Below are 20,458 nucleotides of genomic sequence, written 5' to 3'. Positions count from 1 at the left end.
AGTCTGCGGCCATTCATCTAGGGAATTGATCAGGTGATGACGATGCGCAAGCTGGCCGGATTTCAACTGATACTCCCGCTTCTGATCGGGCTCGTGTTTGCCGGTGAACTCGCCGCGCAGCCGGCCGAACCCTCAGCAGCCGGGCTGTGGGAGAAGGTCGAGAAGGGCAAGCCGGTCGGATGGTTTCTCGTCGTCGATCGCAACGGCGCTTTCGAGGGCGTGTTCGCCAAGCTCTTTTCCGAACCCGGCGATGCTCCCAATCCGACCTGCTCGAAATGCACTGACGACCGAAAGGATGCGCCGTGGCTCGGGCTCTCCTTCATACGGGACATGAAACGCGACGGATTGAAATACGAGAACGGCAACGTGCTCGATCCGCGCGATGGCAAGATCTACAAGGCCAAGATGACGCTCAGCCCCGATGGGCAGACGTTGACGATGCGCGGCTATCTCGGCATCTCCCTGCTAGGCAGGGATGAGGTCTGGACGCGCCTGCCGGATACGGCGCTGGCGCAACTCGATCCCGCGATCATCGCAAAATATCTGCCGGCGCAGGCCGCTGCGATGAAGCAGCCCACCGGTGCGGCAAAGACCCCCGCAGCGCCCAAGAAGACCACTGCGCCGGCACCGGCTCCTGCACCTGCGCGCTAATTCAATCCGGTTCTGCCTGGTGGGCGCGGCACGTCCGGCAAAACCGGTATCGGCTGCATTGGCTGCGATGTGACTTCAGGCACCGCCGCATCGAGCTGCAGCACGGCGGCGGCGGCCGGCACGGCGGCATCCGCCATTGCGGCGTGGCCCTCGGCGCTCGGATGCACCGCGCCGCCATAGACCGCGGACAAGACGCCCCAGGTCGCATCATGAATATCGGATGGCTGCTGCGATGCCGGCAGGCCTTGCGGATAGGTCATGGCGGCGAAGTAGCTGTCGTTGGCGTCGCGGATCCAGCGCGCGCGCGGCAGATAGGCGCGGTACTCGCCGGCGCTGCGGCCGCACAGCATCGGCTGGTTGGCGGCCGTGACGAGATCGGGATCGAAACTGTCGCCGGTCGCCGAGAAACATTGCCGGTCGAATTCGGGATCGCTTTCGGCGCGTGCGCAGAAGCCGTGGTTGGCAAAACTGGCTTGATGGCTGTCGACGAAGGTCATGCGGTCGGCGCGCGGATTGCGGCACAGGATGCCGCCTTCACAGAGCGCCAGCGCCCGCAACTGCGGCAGGAATTCGCTTTCGACGAAGTTCGACACGGCCGCCAGCCGCTGCGGCTGAGCGTTGAACGAGGGATGAATGTCGAAGCCGGCGCGTCCGCCGGGGCAGGGCGCGCCGCCATTCGACAGCGTCGGATTGGCGTAGGCGGTGTAGACCACCCGCGACAGGTCGCCGCCGAGAAGTGGCTTCAGCGCCTCGCGCAGCTTGGCAAAGCCCTGCGGCAGGTCCCGCGTCATCGCACTGCGTGCGTCGTCCACCGAGGCCATCACGCCGCTGCGCCGAAACAGCGCGCGCTCGGTCGCCGTGTCCACGATGACGTCGGCGACAAGGCCGGAAAAGTAGATGTCGTTGGCGCCGATCGACAACAGCACCAGGTCGAGCTGGCGGTCCGACTGGCGGCGTTTCGCGGCGGCGACGGCTTCACGCAATTCGGCCAGTTGCCCGTTGACGGTGCCCTGGCACGCACCGCCCGATTTCGACGGCAGGCAGTCGCGGGCGCGCTGCGAGCCGAACAGCCCATCGGCAATGGTGGCGCCCGTGCAGGCCAGCGGCAGATAGGTCACCGCGATATGCGGATATCGTACGGCAAGGGCCAGTGCGGTCCGGGTCTGATAGCTGTAGAGCGAACGGTGGCAGGCAGGGTTGAACCAGAGCGCGCTCTGCCGCTGCCAGACCGACAGCAAATCGGGCGCCTCGCACGCGCGCCCGCCCTTGTAGCCCGCGCGGCTCGGCCGGTAATATTGCGAGGCCGCTGTTCCGAGGTAGGAGCGGAAGCAAAAACCTTCATCGGCGAGCGCAATGGGACGGTCCGGATTTCCCTCGCCGGAAGCGATGCTGTCGCCGAGGCCTGCGATGAAGATGTCGCGCACCGCGATCTCGGTGAAGACGCGCTGAGTGCCCTCCGAGCTGGATACGTCGGCGGTCACGACTGTGGTGCGGCCGTAGCGGACCCGGAGATTGACCGGTTCGGCGCAGTCGAAAGCGGAAGTTTGCGGGCCGTCGCCGTCGTCGACCGTCCAGGCACAGGTCGCGCCGACCGGCACCGGGCCCGTCAGGCGGATAACGACCGGATGATCGATCGGCGTCAGATAGCTTTCCTTGACGTTGTCGCGCGTGCAGGGCTCGCTGACGCGGCCCGCAAGATCGATACAGAGCCGGTTCACGGTGTTGCGCGCCCAGCCGCGGCCGTCACTCTGGATCGCCAGCACCTGCTCCGAAGCCAGCACACTGCGGCCGCGTCCGCTTTCGGCATGCAGCAGGAAATCTCGCTCCTCGCGGAACAGGCGGAAGCGGTTACGCACCTCCCAGGAAATCTGCAGCGGCCCGTAGCCGCCGGCGGTCTGGGCTTCCGCAGCGGACGTGATCATTCCAATCAGCACGCCGGCAAGCAGCGCGGCCGACATCATCGAACGTAGGAGAATTCCAGCCATGGCGTCGTTTGACGTTAGTGGTAAGGCAGAAATAAGAGAATGAGGCAGCTCGGGCCCAAAACACCAGACGGCGCAGATAACGACGCCGTTACCAGCTTCAGGATTGCCGGCCGTTGATCGGTTGCCGCACCCTGGCCTTGGCCGTACAGGCTTCGCTGAGCCGGCGCCGTTCCTGCCAGGGCTGCACCACGCTGAGCCAGACTTCGCGCGTCCCCATGATCGAAATCGAGATGCCGAACGGGATCAGGAAGTAGAGGATCCGGAACACCACCAGCGTCGCCAGCAATTCTTCCCTGCCGAATTGCGGCAGCGCCACCAGCATCGCCGCGTCGAACACGCCGATGCTGCCGGGCGCATGGCTGGCAAAACCAAGCAGCGTCGCCAGGATGAACACCACCGCCAGCGAAACGAAATCGATGTGCGGCGCCATCGGCATCAACAGATACATCGCCAGCGCGCAGAAGCCGAGATCGACGACGCCGATGAGGACCTGCAGCAGTGTCAGCCGGGCGGAGGGCAACACGACCTTCCAGCCGTTCTGGCCGAGTTCGCGGCGGCCCTCACCCATCAATAGCCAGATGAAATAGGCGGCGATGCCGGCAAGGCAGCCGATCGCGATCAAGCGGTTCATGGCCGGCGGCAACAGGTCCATCGCCGACGCCGCCTCGGGATGCCAGGCCATGCCCAGGCCGAGCACGAACAGATTGCCGAGCCAGAAGGTGAGGCCCGAGAGGAAGCAGATTTTTGCGACATCGATTGCCGTCAGGCCGTAGTCGGAATAGATCCGAAACCTGATCGCGCCGCCGGTAAACACGGTGGCGCCGATATTGTGGCCGATGGTGTAGCTCGTGAAGCTCGACAGCGCGGCGATGCGATAGGGCACGTGCGTCTTGCCAATGGTTCGCAAGGCAAAGAAATCATAAAAGGTCAGCGTGCAAAACGCACCCGCCACGCACAGCGCAGCCAGCGCGATGCGATGCGGTGCGATTTCGGTCAGCGCAGTCAGAATGACCCCGGTGTCGACGCCCTTGAGGGTGCGCACCAGATGGGTGATCGCAAGAGCTATGATGAGAAGACTCGCGACGATTCCCAGCCGTTTCCAGCCGATCTTCTCCTTGAAGCCACGCCTGAGCGCGGTCAGCAGCCGATGCATTCATCCTCCCGGCGGGGCGGCAATACGTAAAGATGGGGCCTGTCACGACGGGTGACAGTCGACGGTCAGAGGCACCGTGCGCGAAACCCATAAGCCAAAACCAGGCCGTTGTGCAGCCCTTGACAAGCATGCCTTTTGGCGTCGTTCGCCGCCTTTGTCATACGCCATACATATGTCGCGACGTTAACGAATTTGAGTCGCAACGAGGTCCGTTCCGCGGGCGCTTTTTGCCGCGCCGTTCCGTCCGTTCCATCGCGGCGTTTTCGCGGCTTTCAGGAACGTCCTTTTCGCAGGCAAGTTAGCCTCCAAGCACTCAACATGAAGCGCGCGCCCGGCCAGCACGAGGCCTGTGCCTGCGTGTTCCCAAATGAAGGAGAACCGCAATGGGACTGTTCACGAAAGACATCAAGACGATGAACGATCTGTTCATCCATCAATTGCAGGATATTTACTATGCCGAGAAGCAGCTCGTGAAAGCGCTGCCAATAATGGCCGAAAAGGCTACCGACAAGCATCTCAAGCAGGGTTTCCTGAGCCATCTCGACGAAACCAAGACGCATGTTCAGCGCCTCGAAGAGGTATTCCGCATGCACGGCGCCGAGGTGAAGGCGGTCGATTGCCCGGCGATCGACGGCATCATCGAGGAAGCCGACGATGTCGCGGGCGAAATCGCTGATAAGTCCGTGCTGGACGCGGCCCTGATCAACGCCGCCCAGGCTGCCGAGCACTATGAAATCACCCGTTACGGCAGCCTGGTCGCGTGGGCGCGGCAGCTCGGCCGCAACGATTGCGCCAGCATCCTGCAGAAGACGCTCGACGAGGAAAAGACGGTCGACAAGAAGCTGACCTCGCTGGCGGAAGGCAAGGTCAATTTGCGAGCCGCAAGCTGATTCATCGCGCCATTGAGGCAAAACGCCGCGCCGGCACGTAGCTCGCGCGGCGTCTCCGTGCCGGCATGCCTGGCATGCCAAAAAGCGTTTGTTCACCATCCGCGCAATTGCGCCGCGGCGGTTACGCCAAATATACCAATAGGGATGCTGTTACAGGCCTTCGGGGGGTCTGTATGTACCGCGTCCTAACTTGCCTCACTTCCGAGCATGACTGGCGTCTGGTCGTGCTTGCTGGTGCCATTTGCTGGCTCGCCAGCGCAGTTGCCATCAGTCTGTTTCATCGTGCCAGGGCCTCGCGCGGCCGTACGCGCGCGATCTGGATCGGCCTCGACTCAGCGGTCGGCGGCTGCGGAATCTGGGCCACCCATTTCGTCGCGATGCTGGCCTACGATCCCGGCGCCGGAGCCGGATACAGCATTCCCGTTACGCTGTTGTCGCTGGTCTTCGCGATAGGCATCGTCGCAGTCGGTCTGTGCATTGCGCTGTCGAGCGCACGTTGGCCGGTGGTTGCGATTGGTGGCGCGGTGATCGGCGCGGGCGTCGCAGCGATGCATTATACCGGCATGGCCGCACTCGAGCTTCCGGCGTTCATTGTGTGGTCGCCCGGCATCGTTGTGGCCTCGATCGTGTTTGGCAGCGTGTTTGCCGCCATGGCGCTTCTTGTTGCCGTGCGTCGCGACAATCCCGCTCATACCGTGGGCGCCACGGGGCTGCTGACGATTGCCATCGTTTCGCATCATTTCACGGCGATGGGCGCCGTCACGCTGATTCCCGACCCGACGCTCGGGACCGACGGGCTGTCGATTTCACCGACCGCGCTTTCCTTCCTCACAGCGGTGGCGGCGTTCGCCATCCTCGGGCTGTCGCTGCTGGCGGCCATGATCGATCGCCGCGCCAAGGGCGAGCTGCACCAACAGAAAGTCCTGCTCGATACCGCGCTCGACAACATGTCGCAGGGACTTTGCATGTTCGATGCGGACGGCCGCATCCTGCTATTCAACCAACGCTACGTCGAGCTGATGGACCGGTCCGGCATGCCGCTGCAAGGCCGGTTGCTGATCGACGTTCTGCGCGAACTGAAATCGGTCGGCGAGTGGGACGGCGATCCCGATGAATTCTTCGCTGCGGTGGTAGCGGATGCCAAGGCCGGCAAAACCGTGACCAAGTCAATCGGCCGCAACGGACGTTTGCTCCGCGTCGTCGACCAGCCGATGAAGGGCGGCGGATGGGTCGCGACCTTCGAGGACATCACCGAATGGCAGGCTGCCCAGGAACAGATTTCCCACATGGCGCGCCATGACGCGCTGACCAATCTGCCGAATCGGAGGTTGTTCCGCGAGCAACTCGAAAAGGCGTTGCGGCTCGCCAAACGCAGCGATCAGCTTGCGGTGCTCTGTCTCGATCTCGACCACTTCAAGGATATCAACGATTCGCTCGGCCATCCGGTCGGCGATGCGCTCTTGAAAGAAGTCGCCCGCCGTCTCGGCGAATGCATCACCGAGAATGACACGGTGGCGAGGCTGGGTGGAGACGAATTCGCGATCGTGCAGTTCTGCAACGATTGCGACCCGTCCGCCGTTTCCTTGCTCGCTAGCCACGTGGTCGAGAAGGTTTCTGCGCCGTACGAGATTGCCGGCCACCACCTCGTCATAGGGGTCAGCATCGGCATTTCGCTGGCGCCGGAGGACGGCAAGAACCCCGACGAGCTCCTCAAGAAGGCCGACCTCGCGCTTTACCGCGCCAAGGAGGACGGCCGCGGCACCTACCGCTTCTTCGAGACCGGGATGGACGCCCGCGCGCAGGCCCGGCGGCTCTTGGAGCTCGACTTGCGCGCCGCGCTGCAGCGTGGAGAATTCGAAGTCTATTACCAGCCGATCCGCGACGTCGCCAAAGATGTCGTCGTCGGTTTCGAAGCGCTGGTGCGATGGAATCATTCGCTACGCGGCATGGTCTCTCCGGCCAACTTCATTCCGCTCGCGGAGGAAACCGGCCTGATCGTGCCGATCGGCGACTGGGTGTTGCGCCGAGCCTGCATCGACGCGGCCCAGTGGTCGCAGGATGTCGGCGTCGCCGTCAATCTCTCGCCGGTGCAGTTCAAGAATCCCAATCTGGTATCGACGGTGATGGAGGCGCTGAAAGCCTCGGGTCTTCCGGCGCACCGGCTCGAGCTCGAAATCACGGAATCGGTGCTGCTGCAGAGCAGCGAGGCGACGCTTTCGGTTCTGCACGAGCTTCGCGCTTTTGGCATCCGGATTTCGCTCGACGACTTCGGAACCGGATATTCGTCCCTAAGTTACCTGCGCAGCTTCCCGTTCGACAAGATCAAGATCGATCGCTCGTTCATCACCGAACTGGCGACACGCGATGATTCGATGGCGATCGTCCGCGCCGTGACCGGCCTCGGCAAGAGCCTGGGTATCATCACCACGGCTGAAGGCGTCGAGACCGACGCGCAGTTCGACCTCTTGCGGCAGGAGGGCTGCACGCAGGCGCAAGGCTATCTGTTCAGCCCGCCGCGTCCCGCTGCCGAGGTGGAAACGATGCTATCGAAGCCACGGGCGCGGGTCGTCGCTTAGTTTCTCGGGTCTTGCTTCTTTAAGCCTTGCGCAACGCAAAATGCGCGCCGCAGAATGCCATCAGGGCGCCGAGGCATAAGGCCGCAAGGCCGGCGAGCACGCCCGACACGGTCGAGACCGGGCTCCGCGCCGAGGCGGCTTGTCCGGCGCCGGCAACGATCAGTACGCCGACTGCGATCAGGAACTGTCGCATCCGCTGCGGAATTTGGCCCGAGGCCGCGCTGTGCATCAGGTTGGCGGTAAAATAGCCGCCGGAAAAGCCCACTGTCGCGATCAGCCACCACGCGATTGCCGCGCCCGCGGGCATGAATTCGCTTGTGTCGGTTCGCCACAGGCCGCCGAGATCGAGCCCGTAACCCGCGCCCAGCATGTGCACGGCCAGCGCCAGCAGCACTCCGGAAACAATCGCGCCGGCCAGGATCAGGCGACGCGGAAAATAAGTCGTATCGGCCATGGCCCGCTTGTAAGGTAAAGCCAGCTCGCCGCGCAAGCAGGCCGCACTCAACCGACAACGGGATTTTCGAATTGTCCCCTTCACCAACGGAACAGGCCACGACAGCAGGGGAGGGCACGCCCGGAACCCGCTATGTTTACAAGGCATCGCTGGTCGGATCGGCGCATGAATTCGAACTCAGGGATGAAGGGCTGTCGTGGCAGGCGAGGGGAAAGGCCGGGATCTGGCCGTACGCCGATATCGTGGCTGTGCGTCTCTCCTACCGGCCAATGTCGATGCAGTCGCGCCGCTTTCGCGCAGATATCGAACACAGGAGCGGCCAGCGCATCACCGCTTTTTCGACAAGCTGGCACACCGTCGTGCTGATGACGCCGCAGGACCGCGATTACCGCGCCTTCATCGAGCAATTGCATGCGCGCCTGAAGGCCGCGCGCGGCACGGTCGCGTTGGTCGGCGGCATCGGGCCGATGACCTATGCCGGCGGCTGTCTGCTATTAGCGTTGGTCGCGATCGCGATCGCAGGATTGCTCGCGCGCGCAGTCGCTACCGGTGAATTCGCGGGCGCCTTGTTTCTGGTCGGGTTCGCCGCCCTGTTCGGATGGCAGATGGGCGGCTTCGTCTGGCGCAACAAGCCGCGGCTCTACACCTTCGATGAGCTGCCCGCGACATTGCTCCCGCCGCCGCCTCGCAATCCCGCGAAATGAGGCGAAATGAAATGTGACTTCGCCGGACGCCTGACGCACGGCATCATGATCGGACCGTTTTCGTTAGCAGACGAACTGCCGTGACAGATCGAAACAGGCGATCGCCAACCGAGGCCGAGATTGCCGCGATCAACGTGCGGCATCTGATCGAGACGCCGTTACGGCCGGCCGATCTGCTGTTCGTATTCGGAACGCGCGTGGATGTCGAGGAGCGCGTCGATGAAGCCTGCAGGCTGTGGCGCGACGGATATTTTCGCTGGGCGATCGTGAGCGGCGGCGCGACGCCGGGATCGGATCTGTCGGAATGCGAGGTCATTGCGGGTGCCATGATCGCTCGGGGCGTTCCGGCCGACATCATCCTGAGAGAGGACCGCGCGATGAACACCGGCGAAAACGTGATCCTTTCGCTGCCGATCATCGACGCTGCGCTCGGCCTCGCCAACATCCGCAGCGTCATCTGCCTTGGCAATACCTGGACCGCGCGTCGCTATCCGATGACGCTGCACCGGCACTGGCCGGAAGCGGAGAAGATGCTGGTCATGGTCGACAGTTTCAAGACGCCGCGCGCGCTCTGGCACACCGACGCCGAATTCAGCCGCCGCATGCTCCACGAATGGGACAAGATCGAGCCGTACAAGGCGAGGGGCTTTATCGCGGAGTGGCCGGCAAGCCCGGCAGGCGACCGATAGTTCTACTCGGTCGTATCGACATCTTCTTTCGCCGTCAGCATTCCCGACAACGTGCGCAGCGCCAGATCGAGCTGTTCGGTGCTGGGGGCGCCGAGCGCCAGGCGGACCGCGTTGGGGGCGTGGCCTGGACTTACCGCGAAGGTGGTCGAAGGCGTCAACGCGATGTCGCGTCGGGCTGCGGCCGCGACGAATGTCTGCGAGCGCCAGTGCTGGGGCAAGGTCAGCCAGAGATGGTAGGATTTGACGTTGGCCTGAACATCGAATCCGGCGAGGTATTTGGCCGCCATCTGCTGGCGCCGTGCCGCATCGATGCGTTTCAGGCGTGACAGCTCGGCAACGGTGCCATCTGCCATCAGCCGCTGTCCGGCGGCAAACGCAAATCCCGAAGCCGTCCATCCGCCCGACCGAACCGCGGACATGACGCGTTCGCGCAGCCGCGGCGGCGAAACGATGAAGCCGAGGGCAAGGCCGGGCGCCACCTTCTTCGACAGGCTGTCGAGCGTGATGCAGCTATCCGGCGCGAGCGCGGCCATCGGGGTTTCTTCGTCAAGAAAACCGTAGACCGTATCCTCAATGACGGTGAGGCCGAGCTTCTCGACCACGCGCAGCAAATCGGCGCGGCGCGCCGCTGGCATGGTCATGCCGAGCGGGTTTTGAATCGTCGGCTGAACGTACAGCGCCGACAAATGCGCTTCCCGATGAGCCTTCTGCACGGCGTCCGGGCGAACGCCGTTCTCATCCATCGCAAGCGGCACCAGCGTCACGCCAAGCCTGACGGCGATGTCCTTGATGAACGGATAAGTCAGCGCCTCGACGCCGCAGCGGCCGCCGCTCGGCACCACTGCCGCTAGCGCAGCGGCGATGCATTGCCGCCCGTTCGCCGTGAAGACGAGTTGATCGGGGGCGGGAGACCAGTCCTCGCGGGAGAGAAACTCGGCGGAAATGGTCCGCGCCGCCAGCGTGCCTGCCGTGGTCGAGTGCCGTAACGCGAGATCGAGCACTTCGGGCCGCTCCAGTCCGGCCAGGCTTCTCGCGATCATCGCCGATTGCGTCGGCAGTATCGGATAGTTCACTTCCAGATCGATACGCGCGCCGCGCGGCTCTGCCGGCATGGCGATACCGCGCCGCGTCTCGCCCGAAACGAACGTGCCGCGTCCGACTTCGCCGACCACCAGGCCGCGGCGCAAGAGCTCGGTGTAAACGCGGCTCGCGGTCGAGACTGCGATCTTGCGCTGATAGGCGAAGCTACGCTGCGGCGGCAGGCGATCGCCAGGCTTGAGCGCGCCATTGGCGATCTCGGCGGCGACGGTATCGGCAAGCTTCAAATACTCGAACTTCGACATTATTGCACCGAGAGCAATGTTTTTCTTGCACCGAGAAATGTATCGGATCATTTTGAACCCATCAAGCCCGTGATTGCACTGAGAGGGGTGCAAGCAATCAGAACATCACACGGTGCAGGCGCTATCCGCAGCGTTTGCGCCCGCGGCAGCGCTTTGCCGCGCGAAAGCAAGGAGAAGAACGATGACGACGATATCCCACACGGCAGGTCAATCTGCGTCCCGAGCCTTCGCTGGTGGCTTTTTCCGCCTGCTCGGTCACTGGGTAGACGCCGTCGTCACCTACTTTGCGCGCCGCCAAGCCATCAAAACGCTCAGCGAGCTGGACGATCGCGCGCTTCGCGACATCGGTGTTGAGCGCAGCCAGATAGCGTCGGCCGTGCGCGGCGTCATCGATCCGATGTACGGGCGAATGATGTGAGGCGTCGGAATTAATCGCTGGTAGATCAAACGGCCCGGTCCATCGATCGGGCCGAATTTTTTGTCGGTCGCATGCGGCGCACGTCCGATCATTCAGCGTGACCAAAATAGCTCACTATCCGGAATAGAAAGGAAGCGGGTCATCATCTCCTAGGTTCGTAGGACGCGGATTTCGTGCGCGACCTCAACGAACAGCGCGGAATCGAACGAATCTGGAGATGGAAATGACTTGGAGGGAAAGCGGCGGGGTTTGTGAAGTCCACAATCTCCCATCGGAAATTAGAACAGGACGAGATCAGGTTGGGAGATGACGGCAGACCATTTCTGCCCGGACGCAAGCGACGTGAATGCTGCGGACCCGGCCCGTCCTACTTTGCATGGGGTTGTTTTCGATTTTTTGTGTCTGGGCCCTGCGGTGCAGCGCCGACGCGCATCTGCACGGCGTCCGGGATAGGAGATCGTTAGTGCTTTGCACTCCAACTAGTGGCGGACCACCAGCACCGAGCACTTGGCATAGCGCACCACATGGCCGGCGTTGGAGCCGAGAAAATAGGTCCGCATCGCCGGCCGGTGCGACGTCATCACGATCAGGTCGGCCTTGACCGCCGCCGCCTCTTCAAGGATCTCGTGATAGATGCCGCCTTTCCGCACTGCGGTGGAAATGCGCGGCGCCTCGATGCCGGATTCCTGCGCCACGATCGCGAGCGCTTCCTCCGAGGTCGCGCGCTGCTGGGCGTCGAAATCGGCCGGCACGTATTCCGCCAGCATCACCGGCGTCATCGGCAACACATTGAGCAATCGTACCGAGCCGCTCCAGGTTTGCGACAGCGTTGCGGCAGTCGCGATCGCGGGCTTGGCCAGATCGGTATCAGCCAGATCGATCGGCACGAGAATCGACTTGAACATCTGAGCCCTCCGCTGCAGCCCGTCCGGTTCTGATTTGTCAGAACCCGACTCCAGCCCTTTGTTTTGACGCGCTTTCTTCTACGCGAACTTGTTCTTAGTTCGCTTGAAAATTGCATCGTGGCGAGCTTAGCACGGGAGAGCCTCGATGTCCGCGCACCTCAATCGTCCAGCGCCTGCTTCAGCAGTTTCGGGCTGGTGAAGCGCACGAGCTTGCCGCGGCGAAACGCCACCTCGCTCCAGTCCTCGGTGGCAAAGTCGAGGATCGCCAGTCCCGCAGTCGGCAGATTGTCCTCGAGCGCCTTCTTCGCTGCCGCGTCGCCGCTGCCGGCGAGCATCAGCGCCAGCTCATGCATGCCGGGATTGTGGCCGATCAGCATCAGGCGCGTGGGGTCGGTGACCTCGGCCATGCGGATGATCCGCAGGAGCTGCGTCGGCTCGGCGCCGTAGAGTTCATCGAGCAATTCGACCTGCGGCTTCGGCGGCCGTTCCCGCACTGCATCCTTAATCGCGTCGCGTGCGATTTCCCAGGTCTGCCGCGCCCGCACCGCGGTCGAAACCAGAACTGCGTCGGGAAAAGGCGGATGCCGGCCGATCCAGGTTCCGATAGCGACGGCATCCCGCCGTCCGCGCTCGTCGAGTCGGCGGTCGTGGTCATGGCCCGAAGGCGCTTCGTGTTCGGTCTTGGCGTGACGCAGCAGCATCAAACGGCGCATTGGCGCGATCTCGATTCCGTCTTAGTCTGGACCAATCTACAAGCTCATGTCTGGGACGAGGTGACAAGCGCTGCAGCCGGCCGTAAGAAACGCTATGCCCGAGACTTTCTCAAGTGCGACCAACCGCCCCGACGACGGCCCTTTTCGCTCGCGTCTTTCGTTCGACCTCGATGTCGACATTTGCGTGGTGGGAGCCGGACTTGCCGGTCTTACGGTGGCGCTGGAGGCCGCGCGACGCGGCGCCAGCGTGGCCGTACTCGAAGGCCGGCATGTCGGCTGGAACGCGTCCGGCCATCAACTCGGTACGGTCATGCCGGGCTACAGTCTTCCGATCGGCGACCTGATCGAGCGCGTGGGCATCGAAGACGCGCGCGAATTATGGGCGCTGTCGAAGGAGGGCGCCGATTACGTTCGCGCCGCCGCAACCGAAGAGGCGATGCCGGGAATTGCGCTCACTGAAGGCGCGCTGGAGGTCTCCAACGTCGATGTCGGCGAGACGCTGATCAGCCGGCTGCAGACGCTGAGCGAGGATTTCGACACCGAAGTCGAGGGATGGCAGGTCGATCGCGTTCGCGATCAACTCGGGACGGCACGCTATTTCCACGGCATTTACTATCCGCGCGCGTTCCAGATCGACGGCCGCAAATACATCCATGGCCTTGCCGCGCAGGCAAGGCGGGCGGGCGCGCGCATCTTCGAGGATACGCCTGTCGTCAGCATCGATCCGTCGGGCATTCGCAAGCGCATCGTGACGCCGTCGGCGCGGCTGCGCGCCTCTCATATCGTGCTGGCCGGCAACGTTCATCTCGGCGCCCCGTTACGCCGCCTTTCGGAGACGCTGCTGCCGGTCTGGCGCTATGCCGCCGTGACAGAGCCGCTCGGCGACCGGCTCGGCGAGGTGATCGCCTTCAGGGGCTCGGTGGCCGACAGCGACGGCATCGATCATTTCCGAATCATCGACGGCGACCGGCTGATGTGGGCGAGCCCGGAAACCACCTGGGAAGCGCGGCCGCGCCGCTTTGCTCCCCTCATTCAGCGTCGCATTGCCACTATCTTCCCAAGGCTCGGCAAAGTCCCGATATCAGACGTGTTCGGCGGCGCGGTCGGGGTGACCGTGCACGGCATGCCGCAGATCGGCCAGTTGCGCAAAGGGCTGTGGGTTGCCAGCGGCTTCGGGCGCCACGGGCTGAACACTTCGGCAATGGCGGGGCAGGTCATCGCGCGCAGCATCCTGTGGGGTGAGGACCGGTGGAAACTGTTCTCGCCGTTCGAACTGGTCTGGGCGGGCGGCGCCACCGGCCGCGTAACCGGCCATTTGATCGGCCTATGGGGGCGGGGCCATTCCGCCGCGGCGGGCGCGCTGGCCCGTTACCGCGAAGGCGCCCGCGCCCGGGAACGGGTGCGCGAGGCGCGGTTGGCGGAGGCCAACCGGCAGGCCGGAACCAGACCGCCGCGCCGTCCGCCGGTCGCGCCGCGCCCCGTGCGTCCACAGTCGCCACGGCCGTCAGAGGCCCAGGACGGCGGGATGCCGGTCGCTTCCTCGCAGGAAAGTGAGAAGGTCCGGGATGGATCGGTGTAACTTCGGCGCTTCCGGGCCGTACTTGATGGCGAACCGTTAGGCCCGCCTCGCACGGAGAATTCCATGTTCGACCGCCGTATCCTGCTCGCATCCGTAGCCGGCCTGTTTGGCTTGGCCGCTTTCCGCTGGCTGCGCACCACGCCGGCGCAGGCCGCCGAGAAATTCGAGGTGGAAAAGACCGACGCCGAATGGCGCGCTCAGCTCACGCCGCAGCAGTATCAAATCCTGCGCAAGCACGGCACCGAGCGGCCGGGCTCGAGCCCGCTCCTGAAGGAAAAACGCAAGGGCATCTTCGCCTGCGCCGGCTGCGATCTGCCGCTGTTCTCTTCGGATACCAAATATGACAGCGGCACCGGCTGGCCGAGCTTCTGGCAGCCGCTCGACAATGCCCTGGGCAGGACCGAGGACCGCACTTTCGGCATGTTGCGCATCGAGGTGCATTGCCGCCGCTGCGGCGGCCACCTCGGACACGTCTTCGATGACGGGCCAAAACCGACCGGCTTGCGCTATTGCATCGACGGGTTTGGGCTGGTGTTCCACCCGGCCGGGCCGTCGGCATCATAGCGGCCGCCGCTCGGCAATTGTTGCCCGCCCGGCAAATGTGCCCCGGTCTTTGGACCGGGGCTTTTTTCTTAAATGGTTGATTTGTATCGGTTTTGTTGTTTGGCACAACGCTTGCGACATCTTCTCCCGACGCGGCATGGGTTTACGTGGACCGGCGAGCCGCCCGGATCGAATTTGGAGAAAATGTCATGGGTATCTTCGGCGCTCTCACCACCGCGGTCGGCGGTCTCCGCGCCAACTCCTACGCATTGGAAAACGTCTCGGGCAACATCGCCAACTCGCAGACAACGGCGTTCAAGCGCGTCGACACCTCATTCCTCGATCTGATTCCGCAGACCTCAGCGACCGCGCAACTCGCCGGCGGCGTCACCACGCAATCCCGCTCCACCAACTCGGTGCAGGGCGACGTGCAGACGGCCTCGGTTGCGACCTTCATGGCGATCAACGGCAACGGCTTTTTTGCGGTGCAAAAGCCCGGCAACTTCACCGACGGCACGCCGGTGTTCGACGGCGTCGACCGCTACACCCGCCGCGGCGATTTCCAGCTCGACAAGAGCGGCTATCTCGTCAATGGCGCCGGCTATTATCTGCAGGGCGTGCCGATCGACCCGACCACCGGCAACCCATCCGGCAGTTCGCCGCAGGTTCTCCGATTCCAGAACGACTTCCTGCCGGCGCAGCAAACCACCAGGATCGACTATCGCGCCAACCTCGCCAGCTATCCGCTGACGACCAAGCACGACGTTTCCGTTCCGGGATCGGAATTGATCGCGCCCGGGTCATACAGCGCCGGACATAATCCGCTGGCGCTCGGCACGCCTGCGGCGCCCTATACCGACGCCTCCAGAAGCGGCACCACTCAGAACAACAAAGCGACGCCGTCGGTTGCGAACACCGCGGCGACCTTGCTCAGCGGCGCGGCCGGCACCGACTCGATCTCCTCCAATTTCATTGCTGGCGACACCATTACGGTCAACGGCCAAACCATCACCTTCATGGCGTCGGGCGCCGTCGGCAACAACCAGATCAACGTCGACGACAGCATCGGCACCTTGCTGGGCAAGATCGACGCTCTCCAGGGAACGTCAGCCCCGAATACGGCCACGATCGCCTCGGGCTCGATCACGCTGCATTCCGGCACCGCCTTCAATCTCTCGGTATCGAGTTCAAACAGCACGGCTTGGGCCGCGCTCGGCTTTACCGGTACCGTGACGGCGACGCGCGGCGGCGGCGGCGGCCCCGGCACCGGTCAGGTCGTCGGCAACGACAATTCGACGTTCCTCGCCGAGTCGATTGCGGGTGGAGCGGTCACGACCTACGACATCTCGGGCGCGCCGGTGAACCTGCAGTTCCGCTGGGCCAAGGTCGACAGCGCTTCGCTCGGCGCCGGCCATACCGACACCTGGAACCTGTTCTACCAGGTCAATCCCAATGCGACCGGCACTCAGGTTGCGTGGCAAAACGTCAACACCAATTTCACCTTCTCTGCCTCAGGTCAGATGACGCCGGCGATCCCTTCGATCGAACTCACCAATGCCGTCGTCAACGGCGTCGCGCTGGGCAGTCCCGTCATCAACTTCGGTACCGGCGGCGTCACCCAGTTCGCGGACGCCAACGGCAACGTGCAGGTCAACCAGATCCAGCAGGACGGCTTCCCCGCCGGCCAATTGCAATCCGTCGGCGTCGGCACCAATGGCCGCATCGTCGGCAACTATTCAAATGGCCGCAACCTCGACCTCGCCGAAATCTCGGTCGCGACGTTCAACGGAACCAACTTTCTCAAGCGCGTCAACGGTGGCGCGTTCGAGGTAACCGACGCGTCCGGACAGGCGCTGTTCGGCAAGGCCGGAACGATCGTCGGCTCCTCGCTGGAAGGGTCCAACACCGACATCGCCGACGAGTTTACCAAGCTGATCGTCACCCAGCAGGCTTACTCGGCCAACACCAAGGTGATCACGACTTCCAACACGATGGTGCAGGATCTCCTGAACGTGCTGCGCTGATTGTGCGCGAGCCGTTCGCGATACGTCTTGAGATGGGCAATTAGTCATGGGTTTGAGTCAGGCTCTCTCTATCGCGATGTCCGGCTTGCGCGCGACGCAAGCCGCGATCTCCCTAGTGGGATCGAACGTCGCCAACGCGGAAACGCCGGGTTACGTCAGGAAGTCGATCATCCAGTCCGCTGGCGTGACCGGCGACTACGGTTCGAGCGTTCTGCTCCACGGCGTCGACCGTCAGCTCGATCAATATCTGCAGGCGGCGTTGCGGACGGAAACCTCCGGCGCAGCCTATGCCGATATTCGTTCGACCTTTCTCCAAAATCTGCAGAACGTCTACGGAAATCCGGCTGAAACCGGCACCATCGAAGATGCGTTCAACAAGCTGTTGACCGCATTTCAGGGTCTGTCCACCAGCCCGGACTCGCAGTCGGCGCGGATCGGCGCCGTCAGTGCCGCGCAGACGATGGCGCAAACGCTCAATGCGACGACGCAGGGGATCCAGGCCCTGCGCGCCAACGCCGAGATGGGCATCAACGATTCCATCGTGACCGCGAACAACGCGATGGCCCAGATCGCGTTCATCAACAATCAGCTCCAGAACAATGGCAAGACGGACGCGGCGACGGCATCGCTGCTGGATCAGCGCGATCAATACATCACCCAGTTGTCGAGCCTGATGGACATCAGAACGGTCGTCAACGACCTCAACCAGGTGACCGTGTTCACGAATTCCGGCGTGCAACTGGTCGGCACCGAGGCGGCGCAGCTTTCGTTCAATCCCCAGGGCACGATGACGCCCAACACACTGTACAATCCCGACCCGACCAAGAACAACGTCGGCACCATCACCATCAACTTCCCGCACGGCGGCAGCTACGACCTGGTGTCGACCAACTCGATTCGTTCGGGCAAGATCGCCGCTTATCTCGAGCTGCGCGACAATACGCTGGTGAAGGCGCAGGCGCAGATCGACCAGTTCGCGGCGGCGATGTCGAGCGCGCTGTCGGACAAGACGACGGCCGGTACCGCTGCTCCGGCGTCCGTGCTGCCGCAGGCCGGCTACGATCTCGATCTCACGGGCCTGCAATCCGGCAACGTCATCCACCTCAGCTACAAGGACAACACCACCGGTGTTACGCGCAATCTGTCGATCGTGCGCGTCGACGATCCGAGCGTGCTGCCGCTGAGCAATACTACGACCCTCGATCCCAACGATGAGGTGCTCGGCATCAATTTCGCCGGCGGCATGGCGTCGGTGGTTGCCCAGCTCAACGCCGCACTCGGGTCGAGTGATCTGCAGTTCTCAAACCCGTCGGGATCGACCCTGCGCGTGCTGGATGATGGCGCGCCAAACCGCTCCGACGTCCTCGCGGCGTCGGTCACAACGACCATGTCGTCGCTCACCAGCGGCAACCCACAGCTTCCACTGTTCACCGATAATGGCGGCCTGTTTTCCGGTGCGGTCACCGCCAATGGTTCGCAGCTGACCGGCCTTGCCGGCCGCATCAGCGTCAATCTCGGGCTGCTCGGCGATCCCTCGCGCACCATCGTGTTTTCCACCAGCCCGCTGACGCCTTCGGGCGACACCACGCGTTCCGATTTCATTCTCACGCAACTGCAGTCGGGGAACTATCGCTATTCGCCGCAGACCGGCATCGGGACCACCGGCGCGCCGTTCACCGGCACGCTGGTCAACTTCGCCAAGCAGTTCATCAGCCAGCAGGGCGAAGCCGCAACCGCCGCGAAGCAACTCGCCGACGGTCAGTCTGTAGTGCTGAACACCCTGCAGAAGAAGGTGACGGATGCCTCAGGCGTCAATATCGACGACGAGATGGCGCATCTGCTCGCGCTGCAGAACGCCTATTCTGCCAATGCGCGTGTGATGTCGTCCATCAAGCAGATGTACGACACGTTGATCCAGGCCATGTGAGGGTTTCATGTCTATCGATGGCGTTAGCGGCAGAACATCCTACATCGGGACCTCGATCCTCAATATCCGCAAGCAACTCGATGATCTGACGCAGCAGCTTGCCAGCGGCCGGGTCTCGACGACCTATGCAGGGCAGGGCGCCAATCGCGGCTTTGCGCTCAGTCTGCGCGCGCAGGTCAGCAGCATCGACGCGTTCAAGGACACCGCAACCAACGTCAACACGAGACTCAACGTCGTCAACCTGGCGCTGCAGGGATTGGCCGATATCGGCACGTCGGTAAAGAAAGCGGCCAGCACGTCGACCATCGTGCTCAACGACAACGGTCAAACCTCCGGTCAGATCACGGCGCAGGCGGCGTTCTCGAATGCGGTGTCGCTGCTGAACAGCCAGACGGGCGACCGCTATCTGTTTTCCGGACGCACCACCGACACATCAGCGACGGTGCCGGCCGACGTCATGCTCGACGGTGTGGGAACCCAGGCCGGGTTGAAGCAACTTATCAACGAACGCCGTCAGGCCGATCAGGGCGTCGGCAACATGGCGCATCTGACGGTCTCGTCGCCGCCATTGACGACCACCGTGACCAGCCTCGCCGAGGACGGTTCATCGTTCGGGTTGAAGCTCGGTGCGATCAGCTCGTCACTGACCGGAGCGACCGTGACGCAGCCGACCGGCGCGCCGCCGGCCGCCACCGTCGACCTCGGCGCCGTCAATCCGAATGATGGCGACAAGATCACGTTCAACTTCAACCTGCCCGACGGCACCACGGAGTCGATCGCGCTGACCGCGACGACCACCAATCCGCCGCCTGCCGGCTCGTTTCTGATCGGCGTCGATACGATCGCAACCACCGCGAACCTGCAGGCAGCGCTGACTTCTTCGATCCAGACGCTGGGCGACACGGCGTTGGTTGCCGCGTCCGCCATCGCGGCGTCCGACAATTTCTTCAATCCGTCCGCAACCGTCACCGGGAGCGCGGTCAACAACCAGGCCGCGGTGCTGGCGCCGATCACCGGTGCTACGCTGCTGTCCGGCCTGGCAGGAACGGACTCGCTGGCTGCGAGCTTTGCGGCCGGCGACACCATCACGGTCAACGGCACGCCGATCACCTTTGTCGCATCCGGCGCGACCGGCAACCAGCTCAACGTCACCGACAGCGTTCAGACCTTGCTGGCCAAAATCGATTCGATCACCGGCACCGGTACGCCGTCGACCGTCACCGGCGGCGTGATCGCGCTGCATGGTGGTGACGGCGCGAGCCTGACTGTTTCCAGTTCGAACGCGGCCGCATTTGCAGCGTTGGGCTTCAGCGCCACGGCGAGCGCAAATCCGGCGCCGCTGCGTGTGAACGGTCCGCCGTTTGCCACCGCCACCAATCTGATCGGCGGCACAACCGCCAACACGGTCTCGTGGTACACCGGCGAAGTCGGCACCGATCCGGCGCGCGGTACCGCGATCGCGCGCATCGACCAGTCCATCACGGTGCAATATGGCGCGCGCGCCAACGAACAGGCATTGCGCTACCAGTTGCAGAACATCGCGGTGTATGCCGCGGTCACGACCAATGCCGCTAATCCGAACTCGAAGGCGCAGGTGAATGCCCTGCAGCAGCGGATTTCGGCAAACCTGGCGCCGCAGAACGGCCAGCAATCGATCCAGGACATGCAGGCGGAGTTCGCCGGCGCTCAGAACGCCATCAAGGCGTCGACCGACCGCCAGACCCAGCTCAAGGGAATGGCGCAGACCATGCTCGACCAGATCGAGGGCATAAACCAGGACGAGGTTGCGACCAAGATCCTGGCGCTGCAGACCAGTCTGCAGGCTTCGTATCAAACGACGTCCATGCTCTACCAGACCACGCTGACCAAGTTCCTGCCGATCTGAAGAAAACCTGTTCGCTTCA

Annotated in this window: 17 protein-coding genes; 11 read left to right on the top strand and 6 right to left on the bottom strand. The window is 63.4% G+C overall.

Features of this window, described 5'->3' with window-relative positions:
* Window positions 1–42 precede the first annotated feature (42 nt).
* Complete coding sequence (locus tag CQ13_RS16915; protein WP_057844034.1) at window positions 43–651, top strand: DUF2147 domain-containing protein; 609 nt, start codon at window positions 43–45, stop codon at window positions 649–651.
* On the opposite strand, the gene CQ13_RS16910 is transcribed toward CQ13_RS16915, so the two are convergent.
* Both CQ13_RS16910 and CQ13_RS16905 read right to left on the bottom strand, forming a co-directional pair.
* Window positions 648–2,636 carry an SGNH/GDSL hydrolase family protein gene (locus CQ13_RS16910; RefSeq protein WP_057843987.1) on the bottom strand — a complete coding sequence of 663 codons (1,989 nt, stop codon included), beginning with the start codon at window positions 2,634–2,636 and terminating at the stop codon, window positions 648–650. The genes CQ13_RS16915 and CQ13_RS16910 overlap by 4 nt on opposite strands.
* 97 nt (window positions 2,637–2,733) lie before the next feature.
* A complete protein-coding gene (locus tag CQ13_RS16905; protein WP_057843986.1) occupies window positions 2,734–3,789 on the bottom strand; it encodes a lysylphosphatidylglycerol synthase transmembrane domain-containing protein in 1,056 nt (351 codons plus the stop codon).
* 383 nt (window positions 3,790–4,172) lie between these two features.
* Between CQ13_RS16905 and CQ13_RS16900 the strand changes: the two genes are divergently transcribed.
* On the top strand, window positions 4,173–4,679 hold the full coding sequence (locus CQ13_RS16900; RefSeq protein ID WP_057843985.1) for a YciE/YciF ferroxidase family protein: 507 nt from the start codon (window positions 4,173–4,175) through the stop codon (window positions 4,677–4,679).
* Between the two features lie 173 nt (window positions 4,680–4,852).
* Window positions 4,853–7,255: an EAL domain-containing protein gene (locus tag CQ13_RS16895; RefSeq protein WP_057843984.1), complete on the top strand. Its 2,403-nt coding sequence runs from the start codon at window positions 4,853–4,855 to the stop codon at window positions 7,253–7,255.
* A 19-nt stretch (window positions 7,256–7,274) separates the two neighbouring features.
* On the opposite strand, the gene CQ13_RS16890 is transcribed toward CQ13_RS16895, so the two are convergent.
* On the bottom strand, window positions 7,275–7,709 hold the full coding sequence (locus CQ13_RS16890) for a hypothetical protein (RefSeq protein ID WP_057844033.1): 435 nt from the start codon (window positions 7,707–7,709) through the stop codon (window positions 7,275–7,277).
* A 71-nt stretch (window positions 7,710–7,780) separates the two neighbouring features.
* On the opposite strand from CQ13_RS16890, the gene CQ13_RS16885 reads away from it, so the two are divergent.
* Both CQ13_RS16885 and CQ13_RS16880 read left to right on the top strand, forming a co-directional pair.
* Window positions 7,781–8,413: a hypothetical protein gene (locus CQ13_RS16885; protein WP_063800097.1), complete on the top strand. Its 633-nt coding sequence runs from the start codon at window positions 7,781–7,783 to the stop codon at window positions 8,411–8,413.
* Window positions 8,414–8,493: 80 nt separating this feature from the next.
* Window positions 8,494–9,102, top strand: coding sequence for a YdcF family protein (locus CQ13_RS16880; RefSeq protein ID WP_057843983.1), 609 nt, complete (start codon window positions 8,494–8,496; stop codon window positions 9,100–9,102).
* A 2-nt stretch (window positions 9,103–9,104) separates the two neighbouring features.
* Here the strand turns inward: CQ13_RS16880 and CQ13_RS16875 are convergent, their stop codons facing one another.
* Entirely contained in the window at window positions 9,105–10,445 is a 1,341-nt protein-coding gene (locus tag CQ13_RS16875) for an aminotransferase-like domain-containing protein (protein WP_057843982.1), read from the bottom strand.
* 181 nt (window positions 10,446–10,626) lie between these two features.
* Between CQ13_RS16875 and CQ13_RS16870 the strand changes: the two genes are divergently transcribed.
* Window positions 10,627–10,863, top strand: a complete 237-nt coding sequence (locus CQ13_RS16870; RefSeq protein ID WP_057843981.1) for a DUF1127 domain-containing protein — start codon at window positions 10,627–10,629, stop codon at window positions 10,861–10,863.
* Window positions 10,864–11,342: 479 nt separating this feature from the next.
* On the opposite strand, the gene CQ13_RS16865 is transcribed toward CQ13_RS16870, so the two are convergent.
* The gene (locus CQ13_RS16865) at window positions 11,343–11,768 is read right to left on the bottom strand and encodes a universal stress protein (RefSeq protein ID WP_057843980.1); all 426 of its coding nucleotides are present in this window, start codon (window positions 11,766–11,768) and stop codon (window positions 11,343–11,345) included.
* A gap of 158 nt (window positions 11,769–11,926) precedes the next feature.
* A complete protein-coding gene (locus CQ13_RS16860) occupies window positions 11,927–12,481 on the bottom strand; it encodes a SixA phosphatase family protein (protein WP_057843979.1) in 555 nt (184 codons plus the stop codon).
* A gap of 94 nt (window positions 12,482–12,575) precedes the next feature.
* Here CQ13_RS16860 and CQ13_RS16855 point away from each other — a divergent pair, with 94 nt between their 5' ends.
* The 5 genes from CQ13_RS16855 to CQ13_RS16835 all read left to right on the top strand — a co-directional run bounded on the left by CQ13_RS16855 (window position 12,576) and on the right by CQ13_RS16835 (window position 20,439).
* Window positions 12,576–14,060, top strand: coding sequence for an NAD(P)/FAD-dependent oxidoreductase (locus CQ13_RS16855; RefSeq protein WP_057843978.1), 1,485 nt, complete (start codon window positions 12,576–12,578; stop codon window positions 14,058–14,060).
* A gap of 63 nt (window positions 14,061–14,123) precedes the next feature.
* The gene (gene msrB / locus CQ13_RS16850) at window positions 14,124–14,624 is read left to right on the top strand and encodes a peptide-methionine (R)-S-oxide reductase MsrB (protein ID WP_057843977.1); all 501 of its coding nucleotides are present in this window, start codon (window positions 14,124–14,126) and stop codon (window positions 14,622–14,624) included.
* A gap of 188 nt (window positions 14,625–14,812) precedes the next feature.
* Window positions 14,813–16,627 carry a flagellar hook-basal body complex protein gene (locus tag CQ13_RS16845; RefSeq protein ID WP_057843976.1) on the top strand — a complete coding sequence of 605 codons (1,815 nt, stop codon included), beginning with the start codon at window positions 14,813–14,815 and terminating at the stop codon, window positions 16,625–16,627.
* Window positions 16,628–16,673: 46 nt separating this feature from the next.
* Window positions 16,674–18,554, top strand: a complete 1,881-nt coding sequence (gene flgK, locus CQ13_RS16840) for a flagellar hook-associated protein FlgK (protein ID WP_057843975.1) — start codon at window positions 16,674–16,676, stop codon at window positions 18,552–18,554.
* A gap of 7 nt (window positions 18,555–18,561) precedes the next feature.
* Entirely contained in the window at window positions 18,562–20,439 is a 1,878-nt protein-coding gene (locus tag CQ13_RS16835; RefSeq protein WP_057843974.1) for a flagellar protein, read from the top strand.
* The last annotated feature ends 19 nt before the right edge of the window (window positions 20,440–20,458 follow it).

Source organism: Bradyrhizobium retamae (assembly GCF_001440415.1).
Taxonomy (GTDB): domain Bacteria; phylum Pseudomonadota; class Alphaproteobacteria; order Rhizobiales; family Xanthobacteraceae; genus Bradyrhizobium; species Bradyrhizobium retamae.
Note: the sequence above shows the minus strand (reverse complement) of the source record. Positions and strands in the feature narration are given on the sequence as shown.